This window comes from Microbacterium sp. A84, from assembly GCF_051842815.1.
In the GTDB taxonomy this organism is placed as follows: Bacteria; Actinomycetota; Actinomycetes; order Actinomycetales; family Microbacteriaceae; genus Microbacterium.
Window position 1 is genome coordinate 1,760,741 of record NZ_JBPXMS010000001.1, and the last position, 13,390, is coordinate 1,774,130.

13 protein-coding genes are annotated in these 13,390 nt (G+C 64.1%); 8 read left to right on the forward strand and 5 right to left on the reverse strand.

Annotation, left to right across the window (positions count from 1 at the left end):
* The first annotated feature begins 66 nt into the window (after positions 1 to 66).
* Together ACSU04_RS08470 and ACSU04_RS08475 are read left to right on the forward strand one after the other, a co-directional pair.
* Complete coding sequence (locus ACSU04_RS08470; RefSeq protein ID WP_439289092.1) at positions 67 to 2,004, forward strand: BCCT family transporter; 1,938 nt, start codon at positions 67 to 69, stop codon at positions 2,002 to 2,004.
* Complete coding sequence (locus ACSU04_RS08475) at positions 2,001 to 2,438, forward strand: DUF6630 family protein (protein WP_439289093.1); 438 nt, start codon at positions 2,001 to 2,003, stop codon at positions 2,436 to 2,438. Before ACSU04_RS08470 ends, ACSU04_RS08475 begins: the two co-directional genes overlap by 4 nt.
* A 23-nt stretch (positions 2,439 to 2,461) precedes the next feature.
* On the opposite strand, the gene ACSU04_RS08480 is transcribed toward ACSU04_RS08475, so the two are convergent.
* The 3 genes from ACSU04_RS08480 to ACSU04_RS08490 all read right to left on the reverse strand — a co-directional run bounded on the left by ACSU04_RS08480 (position 2,462) and on the right by ACSU04_RS08490 (position 5,375).
* Positions 2,462 to 3,592, reverse strand: coding sequence for an AI-2E family transporter (locus ACSU04_RS08480; RefSeq protein WP_439289094.1), 1,131 nt, complete (start codon positions 3,590 to 3,592; stop codon positions 2,462 to 2,464).
* An 88-nt stretch (positions 3,593 to 3,680) separates the two neighbouring features.
* The gene (locus tag ACSU04_RS08485) at positions 3,681 to 5,090 is read right to left on the reverse strand and encodes an amidase (RefSeq protein WP_439289096.1); all 1,410 of its coding nucleotides are present in this window, start codon (positions 5,088 to 5,090) and stop codon (positions 3,681 to 3,683) included.
* A gap of 48 nt (positions 5,091 to 5,138) precedes the next feature.
* Complete coding sequence (locus tag ACSU04_RS08490) at positions 5,139 to 5,375, reverse strand: hypothetical protein (protein ID WP_439280341.1); 237 nt, start codon at positions 5,373 to 5,375, stop codon at positions 5,139 to 5,141.
* A gap of 116 nt (positions 5,376 to 5,491) precedes the next feature.
* Here ACSU04_RS08490 and ACSU04_RS08495 point away from each other — a divergent pair, with 116 nt between their 5' ends.
* From ACSU04_RS08495 to ACSU04_RS08510, 4 genes are read left to right on the forward strand one after another with little or no spacing between them, the layout of a single operon-like run.
* Positions 5,492 to 6,373 (forward strand): ABC transporter ATP-binding protein, encoded by an 882-nt coding sequence (locus ACSU04_RS08495; protein ID WP_439289097.1) that lies wholly within the window; start codon positions 5,492 to 5,494, stop codon positions 6,371 to 6,373.
* Positions 6,370 to 7,212, forward strand: a complete 843-nt coding sequence (locus ACSU04_RS08500) for an ABC transporter permease (protein ID WP_439280339.1) — start codon at positions 6,370 to 6,372, stop codon at positions 7,210 to 7,212. The genes ACSU04_RS08495 and ACSU04_RS08500 overlap by 4 nt, the downstream gene beginning before the upstream one ends.
* A 41-nt stretch (positions 7,213 to 7,253) precedes the next feature.
* The gene (locus ACSU04_RS08505) at positions 7,254 to 8,450 is read left to right on the forward strand and encodes a sensor histidine kinase (RefSeq protein WP_439289098.1); all 1,197 of its coding nucleotides are present in this window, start codon (positions 7,254 to 7,256) and stop codon (positions 8,448 to 8,450) included.
* On the forward strand, positions 8,447 to 9,070 hold the full coding sequence (locus ACSU04_RS08510) for a response regulator (RefSeq protein ID WP_439289099.1): 624 nt from the start codon (positions 8,447 to 8,449) through the stop codon (positions 9,068 to 9,070). Before ACSU04_RS08505 ends, ACSU04_RS08510 begins: the two co-directional genes overlap by 4 nt.
* Before the next feature lie 91 nt (positions 9,071 to 9,161).
* Here ACSU04_RS08510 and ACSU04_RS08515 read toward each other — a convergent pair whose 3' ends face one another.
* Both ACSU04_RS08515 and ACSU04_RS08520 read right to left on the reverse strand, forming a co-directional pair.
* Entirely contained in the window at positions 9,162 to 10,325 is a 1,164-nt protein-coding gene (locus tag ACSU04_RS08515) for a fatty acid desaturase family protein (RefSeq protein WP_439280336.1), read from the reverse strand.
* Between the two features lie 82 nt (positions 10,326 to 10,407).
* The gene (locus ACSU04_RS08520) at positions 10,408 to 10,674 is read right to left on the reverse strand and encodes a hypothetical protein (RefSeq protein ID WP_439280335.1); all 267 of its coding nucleotides are present in this window, start codon (positions 10,672 to 10,674) and stop codon (positions 10,408 to 10,410) included.
* A gap of 492 nt (positions 10,675 to 11,166) precedes the next feature.
* Here ACSU04_RS08520 and ACSU04_RS08525 point away from each other — a divergent pair, with 492 nt between their 5' ends.
* Positions 11,167 to 12,702, forward strand: a complete 1,536-nt coding sequence (locus ACSU04_RS08525; protein ID WP_439289100.1) for a sugar transferase — start codon at positions 11,167 to 11,169, stop codon at positions 12,700 to 12,702.
* The gene (locus ACSU04_RS08530) at positions 12,702 to 13,379 is read left to right on the forward strand and encodes a hypothetical protein (RefSeq protein WP_439289101.1); all 678 of its coding nucleotides are present in this window, start codon (positions 12,702 to 12,704) and stop codon (positions 13,377 to 13,379) included. Before ACSU04_RS08525 ends, ACSU04_RS08530 begins: the two co-directional genes overlap by 1 nt.
* Positions 13,380 to 13,390 lie beyond the last annotated feature (11 nt).

Here is a 13,390-nt window from a genome sequence, read left to right on the forward strand (position 1 = left end):
GCGGCATCCCTCCATTTCTACTCACACTACCGGCCGTATAGCCCAGTCACTGCAAGTATGGGTCTCGTGAACAGTGATGACGGAACGGGCAAGAACACCAAAGATGCATCGTCTGCGACGCGTTCGGCCACACGCGCCGCAGAAGTGGCACGGAACATCGCGCGCAGTCTGACGAATCTGCCACCGAAAGGTGTGCACCCGGCGCTGATCCCCGGAGTCGGAGTGGAACAGACCGGCCGGGTGTATCGCACCGACTGGCTGGTGTTCGGTGTCGCCGCGGCCTTCGTCGTCGCGTTCATCGGGTGGGGAGTCTTCGGCGGCGACAGCCTCTCCACCACCGCACAATCCACGCTGAACTGGGTCATCGAGTACACCGGAGTCTTCTTCACCTCGGTGGCGACAGCGATCCTGCTCTTCATGATCTTCCTCGGAGTCAGCAAGTACGGTCGCATCCGACTCGGGCGTGACGACGAAGCGCCAGAGTTCTCGATGTTCTCCTGGATCTCGATGCTTTTCGCCGCGGGTATGGGCATCGGCCTGGTGTTCTGGGGAGCCGCGGAGCCGCTGACCTTCTTCGAGACGCCGCCCCCAGGAACCGTCGAGGGCGGAACACTCGAGGCGATGCAGACGGCACAGGCACAGGTGCTGTACCACTGGGGCCCACAGGCCTGGGCCTTCTACGCACTGGTGGGTGTCGCGATCGCATACGGATCATTCCGCCGAGGACGCACGCCGCTCATTTCATCGGTCTTCGCGCCCCTGTTGGGAGAGCACAAGACGACGGGTCCGCTGGGAAAGACGATCGACATCTTCTCCATCCTCGTGACTCTCTTCGGCACGGCGGCGTCTCTGGGTCTCGGCGCCCTGCAGATCGGCCACGGCGTCGAACTCGTCTCCGGAATCGGTGAGATCGGCAACGGCGTGCTCATCGCGGTGATCGCCGTGCTCACTGCCTGCTTCATCGCTTCAGCGGCATCCGGTGTATCCAAGGGCATCCAGGCACTGTCGAACATCAACTCGGTCGCAGCCATCGTTCTGTCGTTGTTCGTCTTCTTCGTCGGCCCCAGCCTGCTGATCCTGAATATCATCCCGGCGATCGCGTTCGAGTTCATCAATGATCTCCCCCAGATGATGGGACGCTCCAGCGCACAGGGCGAGGCGACACAGCAATTCCTCGCCTCCTGGACGATCTTCTACTGGGCGTGGTGGATCTCGTGGTCGCCGTTCGTCGGTATGTTCATCGCCAAGATCTCGCGCGGCCGCACCATCCGGCAGTTCGTGCTGGTCGTGATCGCCGTACCGTCACTGATCTCTATGGTCTGGTTCGCGATCTTCGGGACAACCGCGATCGATCAGCAGCTGAACGGAGCAGAGCTAGCGACGACACCGCCGGAAAATGTGCTCTTCGGCGTGCTCGAGAACCTTCCACTCACCGGCATCACGAACATCTTGCTGATGCTCCTCATCGCGATCTTCTTCATCACCGGAGCTGACTCTGCGTCGCTCGTCATGGGCACGATGTCACAGCAGGGAGACCCGACGCCCAAGCGCTGGGTCACGATCACGTGGGGCACGCTCATCGGCGTGATCGCTGCGGTGCTGCTCGTTACGGGAGTCGAAGGGAGCGGTCTGCGCGCACTGCAGAACGTGACGATCATTGCGGCGTTGCCATTCGCCGTCATCCTGGTGTTCATGATGGTCGCGCTGATGAAGGACCTCGGTCGCGACCCATTGATCCTGCGTGACAAGTACGCACGACAGGCGCTCCGGCACAGTGTGCGCACAGGGCTGGAAGAGTACGGAGATGACTTCGCGCTCGTTCCGAGCGAGTACGACCATTCCCAGGACGACCACCCATGGATCGATGAGCCGGCGGACGAGGCGTTCACCGAAATTTTCGAGACCTCGTCGCTGCCGATCATCGTGGCGGATGCTTCGGATGAACAGCCCCTCGACCTTGACGCCGGCGGCAGCACGGAGCAGGCGAACGGAGACGCAAAATGAGCGACACGACCATCGAAGATTGGGCCCGTCTCTGCGCTTTACTGGACGACGACCCCGAGCTGGAACCGGCCGTGCGCCAGGCGGTTGCCGACGAGACCGACGCTTGGCAGGTGCTGATCGACGGGCTCGATGAGGCGGGCGCGCTTGCGTACCTCGATGGGAAAGACACCGGCATCGAACTTGCTGATGCTCTGCCCGCGCTCCCCCGAATCTTCCGCACCGGGGTTGACGTCGATGAGGTCGGTGACGTCGACGGTGAACTGTCCGCGGCTGTGGTCCGCGCCGACGAACTTCTCAACCCGCACGGCTTGCGCCTCGTCTACCTCGATGAGGACACTGATGCCTACCCGCTGGTCGCTGTCCCGACGGCCAACGTCGATGAAATCATCGCCCTGTCGGAGAGGCTGGGGCACACCGCGCGTGCCTTCGGCTGAGGCGGACAGTCACCTTCGCCTCACTACGCGATGACGCCCACCTCTGCATCGGGCGGAGTCATTTTTCGATCCTGTGCGGGAAACAGCACCTTCTGCACGATGATGATGATGCTTGCCGTCACCGGGATCGCCACCAGGGCGCCGAGGATTCCTCCGAGTGCGCCGCCACCGACCGCAGCGATCACGACGATCGCACCGGGCACTGAAACCGCGCGACTCATGATGCGCGGACTCAGCACGTAGGCCTCGATCTGCATGTAGATGAGGTAGTAGACGGCCGCGATCAGCGCGGTGATCGGTGCGTCGAACAGACAGATCAACGAAATGATGATCGATGCGCTGAGTGTTCCGACGAGCGGGATGAGCGAACCGATGAATGCGAGCAGCGCGAGCAGCGCCGGCACAGGCGCCCCGATGATGCTCATCAAGATGATCGTCAGCACCGCGTTGATCGACGCCAGGCTGACCTGACCGATCACGTAGCGCCCCACCGCCGTTGACACGTCTTCGAGCAGCTCACTGAAGCCCGGCCGCCGATATGCAGGGACGAACCGCGCCGCGGTCCGCTTCATACTCCGCAGGGACGCCATGAAGTACAGGGTCAGGATGAGCACGATGATCACCCCGGTGACTCCGCTCGCGATCCCCGACCCGACAGCGATCAGCCCGCCGCCGATCTGGCCGAGATTGTCGGGGTCCTGGAAGAATTCCAGCGCACCGTTGGCAGCGTTCTCAATCTCCGCACCATATTGGCCGGTCACCTGCGTGAACCAGTCGCTGCTCATCACGTCCTCGATCATCTTCGGGGCGTCTTCGATGAGATTGGCGATCTGGCGCACAAGTATGGGGACGATCGCGAGCAGGATGCCGGCGAAGATCACCAGCACTCCGGCGACCACTACGCTCACTGCAGCAGCCCGCGGCATCCGCTTCTCCAGGAACACCACGACGGGGTCGAGCCCGAGGGCGAGGAACAGCGCGACACCTACGTAGATCAACACTGTCGCGAGCTGCCCGACGATCGCGCCGATCAGCAGTGCGACGAGCACTCCCAGCGCCCCGACGAGCCCGAATGTGAACGGTTCGATCCGGTTCAGATGACTGCTGTTGCCGAGCGTTCCACCGTCACTGCTCGCTCTGATACGACTCCACATGCTGCCCCCTCTAGTTCGATTCCGTGTGATATTTGAGCACTCGCAACGTCGCAGGTCAAGGGGCGTGCAATGGGTGGTGAGTCGTGATTCACGTGCGAAGCGAACTCCACACGGCAGGCCGCGGCATCCCGCCAACGCGACGCTCCAGCTCCGCGGCGAGCGCGATGATCGTAGCCTCTCCACCCGGGCGTCCAATCAGTTGCACGCTCACCGGATGCCCCGACGCATCCAGTGTTACCGGAACCACCACGGCCGGAAGACCCGCGACGTTCACGAAACTCGAGTACGGCGCGTAGCGCACCTGCTGTGAGAAGTTCTCCGCGGCGTCGGTCGGGTGAAACCATCCGACCGGCTGCGGTGTCAGCGCGAGCGCCGGAGTCAGCACCGCATCGAACGGCGCGAACGACGAGATCGTGGCGCGCTCGAACGCCGTTGCCGCGGCGAGCGCCTCCAGAACCTCGGCGCCGGTGAGACCGCGTCCCTCGCGCACCAGCCACGCGGTGATCGGCTCGACCAATTCGAGCTCGGCATCAGAGAGATTCATGCGCGCTGCGCTCGTGCGCCAGATCGTCGTGAACATCTCGGCATAGCCTCGCGGACGCCAGTCGAACTCGTCGACACCGTGTCGGGCATCCGTCAGCAGCTTTGCCGCCACCAACACCGCCCGCGCAGCATCCGGGTCGAGGCGAATGTCGTCGTCATCGTCCCACGGCGAGACTGTCGTCACGCCGACGCGAGCGGATGCCAGACTCTCCGTCGCTGCGTCGAGGAACGGCCCTCCGCCGGGAGCCGCCGTGGCGTACGAATACGCTCGTCCCGCGACCTGCACGTCGAGCAGCAGTGCGGCATCCGCGACCGTGCGAGCGATGGGACCCGCCACAGGCAGTCCGCCAGGACTGTCGAGACCGGAAGCGAATGGGATACGACCTCGGGAAGGCTTAATCCCCACCACACCGACGGTTGCCGCCGGGATTCGGATTGATCCGCCGCCATCGGATGCCGGGGCCAGCGGCAACAGCCCGGCGGCGACGGCGGTCGCCGCGCCTCCGCTTGAGCCACCTGCACCGTTCGCCGGATTCCATGGATCGCGGGCAGGTGGAGCGATCTGCGTCTCGGTGTATCCGGTGAGCCCGAACTCCGGAGTGTTCGTCTTGCCAAGACTGATGCCGCCCGCTTCATCGAGCACCGCGGCCTGATCTGCCGTGGCATCCGGTACGAAATCCTTGTGCAGTCTGGAGCCGAACCGCGTCGGCACCCCGGCGCGCGGGACGAGGTCTTTGTCCCCAAACGGGAGACCCCAGAGCGCACCCTCAGGCTCACCGAGCATCGCAGCCCGGGAGCGCGCAGCATCCGCCGTCACTTCGACGAAAGCGCCGAGTCCGCCATCGAGCCGGTCGATGCGGTCGAGGTAGTGCGCGACGAGGTCGACGGGGCTGATCTCACGCGCTCGGAGCGCCGCCAGCTGTTCGATCGCGGTCAGGTCGTGCAGCTCAGCCATGGCTCGAGCCTACGGGCGACGTTGACTGCGTGCGGCCACCGCGTCATTTCACTGACGCGGCGGCATACCGGGATGCTGCGTGGTCGGCGGCATGGGGTACGGGCCACCTGGCCGCTGCCCCACCCGCTCCGCATCGGCGCGCAGAATGCCGTTCTTAACGGCAGTACGCATGATGAGATAGCCGATCCACAGTGTGAGCGCGAGCGTGCCGAGATAGATCACCAGCCCGAAAATAATTGCGCCTATTCCGAGTCCTGCTGCCAGTCCTGAGTAGTCGTTGTTCATGCCCACAAGCTAGCGAATTGCCGCGACCTCCGAAAGGGCATCCACCGATCGGTGGACCCCACAATCAGCCGCCCGGCCGCTACCGACAGGCCCCCGGAACAGGCCACGATGGAACCATGACCGAAAATGTGATCGAGGTTCGCGACCTCCGCAAGTCGTACGGAGCCTTCACCGCCGTCGATGGCATCAGCTTCGACATCCACCGTGGCGAGACCTTCGCACTGCTGGGGCCGAACGGTGCCGGTAAGTCCACGACCATTGAGATCCTCGAGGGCTACCGCCACCGCACCTCCGGTGACGTGCGGGTGCTTGGCGTCGATCCGCAGCGCGGCGGACTCGAGTGGAAGGCGCGACTCGGCATCGTGCTGCAGTCCACCGGCGAGGCCGGCAACGTCACCGTACGAGAGCTGCTCACCGAGTTCGCCGGCTACTACCCTCGCCCGCGAGACATCGACGAGGTGATCGCCGCCGTCGGACTCGAGCAGAAGCAGAAGACGCGCGTCGGCAAGCTGTCCGGCGGACAGCAGCGGCGCATGGACGTCGCTCTCGGGATCATCGGTCGACCCGAGATGCTCTTCCTGGATGAGCCGACCACCGGCTTCGATCCCGAGGCACGGCTCCAGTTCTGGGATCTGATCAACTCCCTGAAGGCAGAGGGCACGAGCATCCTGCTCACCACTCACTATCTCGACGAAGCCGCCAAGCTCGGAGATCGGGCTGCCGTCATCACGGGCGGCCAGATCAGCGCGATCGGCCGCATCGATGAGATCGGCGGGGCGGATGCCCGCACCCCACGTGTTCGCTGGACCGACGCGGACGGTACGACCCGCGAGGAGCACACTGATCAGCCTGGCGCGGTCGTTGCTGGGCTGTTCCGCGACGGCGGCGAGCCGCGCGGACTCGAAGTCGTCCGCCCCACGCTCGAAGACATCTATCTCGGCCTGATCCGCGAGCATGCGGCCGCCGAGACCATGGAAACGGTGAAGGAACTCGCATGAACGCCACCACACTGCCCGCGACGACCACGAACTTCGGCCTCGTCCGCACTTTCCGCCTCGGCCTCCGCCGCATCGGGTTCGAGCTGCGCCAGTATTTCCGCGCCGGAGACCAGGTGTTCTTCACCTTCCTCTTCCCGACGCTGATGTACCTCATCTTCGCCACGATCTTCACCGGCGACATCGGTGAGGGTCCCGACGCCATCAGCATGGCGACCTACTATCTGCCAGGACTCATCGCCGGTGGCATCCTGCTCTCCGGCGTGCAGGGCCCCGCACTCGAGATCGCGATGGAGAAGGACGACGGCACGCTCAAGCGCCTCGGCGGTACCCCGATCTCTCCCGTGACGTATTTCATTGGAAAACTCGGCCAGGTCTTCGTGACCGCGATCCTGCAGATCGCGCTACTGATCGTCGTCGCCGTGGTGCTCTACGGAGTGGAACTGCCAACGGATGCCGCTGCATGGGGCCGCTTCGCCTGGGTCTTCGTGCTGGGGCTCATCACCTGCACCCTGCTCGGCATCGCACTTTCTGCCGTGCCACGCACGGGCAAGTCGGCGGCAGCGGTTGTCATCCCGATCGTGCTGCTCATCCAGTTCATCTCCGGCGTCTACATTGCCTTCTCGATGCTGCCGGAGTGGCTGCAGAACGCCGCCGGCGTGCTGCCGGTGAAGTGGATCGCACAGGGCATGCGCTCAGTGTTCCTGCCCGACTCGTTCCAGGTCGCCGAGGTCAGCGGATCATGGGATCTCGGGCTCATCGCGCTCGTGCTCGTCGGTTGGCTCGTGGTCGGACTCATCATCAGCAGGCTGACGTTTCGCTGGATCCATCGGAACGGATGAGTGGTGCGCAGGGTCCGCATCGAAGTGGAAGAGTGGGACGCATGAGTACGATCCGCGGTGAGCAGCTGGGCTGGGACGTCGCCAGTGGGGCGCTGTTCATCGTGATCACGGTCATCGCGTTCGCGGACGCGCCGCGCTTCGCCGGAACATCGTGGATGCTGGTCGCGATCGCGGCTGGCATCCTGGCCGTCTACGTGTTCGGGGCGCGGCGGTACGTCAGCATCCGCGAAGCCCCGCTGCCGTCAGCACTGGCGTCGGCCGTCATCCAGATCGCACTGATCGCGCTCCTCGCGGTCGGAACCTCGCTCGCCCCGAACATGCTCCTGCTGCAGACGATCGTGCTGCCGCTGATCTGGATGACGTCGCGCTCCGTCCGCCAGTCCATACTCGTCACTCTCGCGAACGCGGTCGTGCTGGGACTCGCCTACTCCGTGTGGGGCGGATTCGAACAGGCGACGGTGATCGCGGGCTTCCTCACCTCGTTCCTCTCAGCGGCGTTCAGCATTGCCCTCGGACTGTGGATCAGCCGCATCGCCGAATGGGGCACCGAACGACAGCGACTGCTCGCAGAACTGACTGAGGCGCAGACGAGCCTGGAGTCGGCAAGCCGCGAGGCCGGCGCCACCGCCGAGCGCTCGCGTCTCGCCCGAGAAGTGCATGACACGATCGCGCAGACGCTGACCAGCATCGTCATGCTCGCCGAACGCGCTCGACGCGACGGGTCGGCCGACACCATCGCCCTGATCGAGGAGTCCGCGCGCGATGCCCTGCGAGAAGCGCGCACGCTCGTGGTCTTGGAATCGCCGGCGTCCACGCCGTCCGGATCTCTCGCGCAGGCATTGCACCGACTCGGCGAACGGTTCGAGCGCGAGACCGGGGTCAGCGTGCACGTCCACGCATCCGAATGCACCGTGCCCCGTGACATCCAGGTCGTCCTGCTGCGCTGCGCACAGGAGGGACTCGCGAACGTCCGCAAACATGCCGCGGCGAGTGCCGCATCCATCGCGCTGAAGGTTGGCGCGGACGCCAGCCTCACGGTGCGCGACGACGGCCGCGGGCTTCGGGACGCCACCATCGACGCCGGGCACGGCTTCGGGCTGGCGGGTATGCGTGATCGCATCGCCCTCGTCGGCGGCACGTTGGACGTGACGGATGCCGCGCCGAGCGGCACCGCTTTGTCCGTGCGCATCCCCCTGACAACTGAGGCGGAGCTGACCGCAGCGGAGGTTCCCGAATGATCCGCGTCATCGTCGCCGATGATCACCCCATCGTGCGCTCCGGCATCGTCGGCCTACTCTCGCTGGATGACGGGCTCGAAGTCGTCGGAGAAGCATCCGATGGTGTCGAGGCCATCGAGCTCGCGCACGCGCTGCACCCAGACGTCATATTGATGGATTTGCGGATGCCGCGACTCACCGGCGCGGAGGCCACCGCCCGCCTCGCCGCAGAACTGCCCAACATCCGAGTGCTCGTACTGACCACTTACGAGAGCGACGACGACATCCTCGGCGCGATCGAGGCGGGCGCGAGCGGCTACCTTCTGAAGGCTGCCCCGCAGGAGGAGATCGTGGCCGGCATCCGCTCGGTCGCTGATGGACACACGGTGCTCGCGCCATCGATCGCGGCAACCCTGGTCGCTCGCATGCGTGCGGCCCGCGAGGAGCGTCCGCAGTTGAGCCCGCGCGAACTCGACGTTTTGCGGCTCGTTGCGGCCGGAGGCAGCAACCCCGCAATCGCGAAGGCGCTGTTCATCGGCGAAGCGACGGTCAAGACACATCTGCTGCACGTGTTCGAGAAGCTCGGCGTCTCCGACCGTACCCGCGCGGTCACGCTCGCGCTGGAACTCGGGCTGCTGTAGCCGTCAGGTTTTGCGGCCATAACGAACTTCTGCGGCCACTCCCGAAGGATGTGGCCGCAGAAGTTGCGATGTTCCGCTGAGTTGCAGTGGGCTAAGCGGATGCCTTGCTGAACTGCGACGCCGCAGGGCAATCGAACGGATCGCTCGCAGCGAGTCCCACCCGGTTCAAGTATTCGATGACAATCGCATACGAGCGGAGGATGGTGGTCTCGGTGTAAGGCACATCATTGGCCAGGCAGTAGTCGCGCACGATCGCACGCGCCTTGGCCAAGTGCGGGCGCGACATGCTCGGGAACAGGTGGTGCTCAACTTGGTAGTTGAGGCCGCCCATGAACGCGGTGACCCACCAGCCGCCGGAAATATTGCGCGAAGTGCGCACCTGCTTGGTGAAGAAATCGAGTCGAGCGCCAGGCTCGATGATCGGCATGCCCTTGTGGTTCGGGGCGAACGCAATGCCCATGTAGACGCCGAAGACGGCAAACTGGATGCCTGCGAATGCGAATGCCATCCCCAGCGGGAGCATGATGAACACCGGCACCAACACGGCCGCAAGACGCCCCACGATGAGGCCGATCTCGAGCCACCGGCCCTTAACCTTCTTCTTCGTGAAAAGGTACTTGAGCCCCTGCAAGTGCAAGTTCAGGCCCAACAGCGTGAGCAGCGGGAAGAACAGCCACCCCTGCTTGCGGGTGATCAGTCGGATCAGCCCCCGCGACTTCGCCGCATCCTCCTCGAGGAATGAAATCGTGTCGATCTCGATGTCGGGGTCTTTACCGACCTGGTTGGGGTTGCCGTGGTGCTTGGTGTGTTTGTTGTCCCACCAGGAGTAGCTCATCCCGACGAGACCGATAAGAATGCGGGCGAGGCGGAAGTTCGCCGGGCCAGAAGCAAGGATCTGCCGGTGTGCCGCCTCGTGGCCAAGAAAGCCGATCTGCGTGAAGATGATGCCGAGAGCTCCGGCGATGAGCAGCTGGAACCAGCTGTCGCCGAGCAGGATGAACCCGGTGATGGCTCCGCCGAGTGCGAGTGCGATGCCCGCCGCGACGAGGCTGTAGAACCAGATGGTGCGATTCAGAAGTCCGGTCTCACGGACGACCTGCGACACGCTTCGATACGCCTTCGCCATCGGGGGGAAGTCGGCATTGCCTGCGTACGTCTGGCGTACTGGTCCGAGGATGTTACTGGTCGTTTCGGCGACCGTAGAGGTGGAGATAATGTTCTCCTGTCGATCGGAGCCCTTGAGCTGTGAAGCCAAGGGCGGACGCCGTTCGCTTCACTCCAGGCTAACGTGCCCCGTATACGCCGCCGCGTATACGTTCGACCTTCGGAAGCAATCTTCAGGAACGAGCCCTGGTCAGGTGACGGCGCAGCGTCTGCCGGATCGAACGCGTGCGGCGACGTGGTGGGCACTCGAGGGCCGACCGGGCGTCGGCGAGGGTGGAGAACGACCCAAGGTCGGTTCCGTGGTTGTCGTGAACGAGGTGTGTGGCACCTTCGCGTTCGACGAAACCGGCGAACTCGCCTTCGCGAGTCGCAACATAGACGTTGTCGTCTGCCTGTTTCCAGTTCAGGGGCAGGGGTGAATGGGTGGATGTACTACTCATGGTGATGCTCAATACTCATTGCTTGGTGCGGACGCGCGCGCAGGCGCATCTCAGGATCTTGAGATCAGAAGCGGATGCCGCGCGCGTCGGTGCGAGCGGTCCTTTACGGCCCTGATCAGTGGCTACGTGATGCGCCGAATCACGGCGAAACCTTCACGTTGCGCTATTACTCTACCGCAGAACCGCCGGCGCGTTCACATTTTCGTCCTTTTCGCCGACGACAGTGCGTATTTCATCCATTCACAGGACATATCTTCCGCTTGCGCCCGACTTCCGATAGAGTGACCAGCGTCTGCAGTACCTGTTGCGACGAACTCCATGTGGGAATGGCGTTTACCTCCTGTGATATGGGATCACAGTGAAGCAACAGGACCCGAGGGGTCGGGAATGCGGACGTTCACCGCGAGCGGTTGTTCGCGGGCTGGGGAACACTGGGGAACACATGTCGCATTGGGGAATGCTGCGTTCATTCGCAGTTCGGGGAGCGTCAGCATGACGTCCGTCGAGGACGCGCTGAGTCTCACGCGTACCGGGTCGAAGTTCATGCCTGCCGGGGCGCCGCGCGCCGCCAGGACGCTGCCGAACCACGTGGCAGCGCCACGCATGTCGGCAACGCTCGAGCGACGCCAGCAGTGGGAGCGCCGTTATCGCATGCGGCTGCGCCTGTCTGACGCCGCGGTCATCGTGGCAGTCGCCACGTTCACCGCAGCGATTCAGGTGTTCCTTCTTGGTACACCGCTCACCGTCGTACTTCGCGGTGCGATCCTGTCGATCGCGACCCTCTACGTGATGCTGGCCGCGTTGAACACGCGCTCGGCTGCGATCTTCGGCTCGGGTGCCACCGAGTACCGTCGGGTTGCGCACGCTGGTGGGCTCGCGTTCGGGATCGTCGCGATCGTCGGCATCCTCCTGGAGTGGGATGGTCTGCGGCCACTGCTCGTCATTGCTCTGCCGACCGGGATGCTGGGGCTCCTGGTCGCGCGGTGGAGCTGGCGGCGTTGGCTGCAGCGTCGGCGACGGGGCGGTGCGTATGTTTCGCGCACGCTCGTCGTCGGCGCCACCACGGATGTCGAGTATGTGATCAGCTCGCTGCAGACCAGCGGCGAGAACGGCTACCACGTCGTGGGGACGACGTTGCTGGATCGCAATGCGAGCGAAGTCACGGTCGGCGAAAGTCGGTACCCGGTGGTGGGCAACGTGACAACTGTGGCAGCGGCAGCCGCGCGGATCGGTGCAGATACGATCATCGTGGCCAGCCGGCCCGATGGGGACACCGATTTCGTGAAGCACCTGAGCTGGCAGCTCGAGGGAACTGCCGCCGAGCTCGTGCTCTCCAGTCGTCTGACGGATGTCGCAGGTCCGCGCATCTCTCTGCGTCAGGTCGATGGGTTGCCATTGATCCAGGTGAAGATCCCGACGTACGAGGGCGGGCTGCACCTACTCAAGCGTGCCCTCGACGTCGCGGTCTCTGGGCTCGCGCTCATCCCGATCGGCCTGGTCACGCCTGTGCTCGCACTGCTGATCAAGTTGGATTCGCCAGGACCGGTCTTCTTCCTCCAGGAGCGCGTCGGCCGCGATGGCCGCACGTTCCGGATCGTGAAGTTCCGCTCGATGAAGACGGATGCCGAACAGCAGCTCGCCGCGCTCAAGGAGCAGAACCAGGGTGCTGGCCTGCTGTTCAAGATGAAAGACGACCCGCGGGTCACGCGCGTCGGCAAGCTGCTGCGCAAACTGTCGCTCGATGAGCTGCCGCAGTTCTGGAATGTGCTGATCGGTGACATGAGTGTCGTCGGCCCACGGCCGCCGCTACCCAGCGAGGTCACCGCGTACGACGGGACGGTGCTTCGCCGCCTCTACATCAAGCCCGGCATCACCGGACTCTGGCAGGTCTCCGGACGCAGCGATCTCTCATGGGACGAGAGCGTGCGCCTGGACCTGCGCTACGTCGAGAACTGGTCCGTGATGAACGATCTGCAGATCATGTGGCGGACCGGACGGGCGATGGTACAGCCGAAGGGGGCGTACTGATGAACACTCAAATAGAACCGGATTCGAAGCCACGGCGCTGGCTGCCACAGGCGATCGCAGGCCTTGTCGCCGTGGCCGCAGTCGGCATCGGAATCGCCGTACTGGTACCGACGTTGACAGCACCACCGTCAGCGTCAGAACCGGACGTGATTCTCGAAGAAGGCGACACTGGCGATGACGAAGATATTTCCGAGGATCCTCTCGCGACCGTGGCAGTGCCAACAACAGCACCGCTGACCTCGGACGAGCAAGTCGAGATCGAACGAGTCAACGTCGCCGTCGATCTGATCGTGGCGGCCACAGACGAAATCGCCCAGCGCGGCGATGGCTCTGCGGTCGGCATCGAATCGGTTGCCACAGGCTGGGTTCTCGGAGAGCTGCAGTCCAAGGCCAGGGAACAGTACGACCTTGGCTATCAGCAGACCGGTGAAGCAGTTGTGACCAGCATCACCACGACCGCTGTGGATCTGGCCGCCGATCCGGCGACGATGGCGCTGAAGGTCTGCATCGATGTGTCTGACATCGATGTGACTGACGCCGCCGGCAATTCACTCAAGGCTGCGCTATACAACCCGGGCCACCCAGTGGCTCATGTCTATGGCGCAATCTTCGAGGACGACACCTGGAAGATCTCCACTCACGAAATTCCGGACGTGCAGGACTGCCCCGCAGCCTGACCGCCCCCACA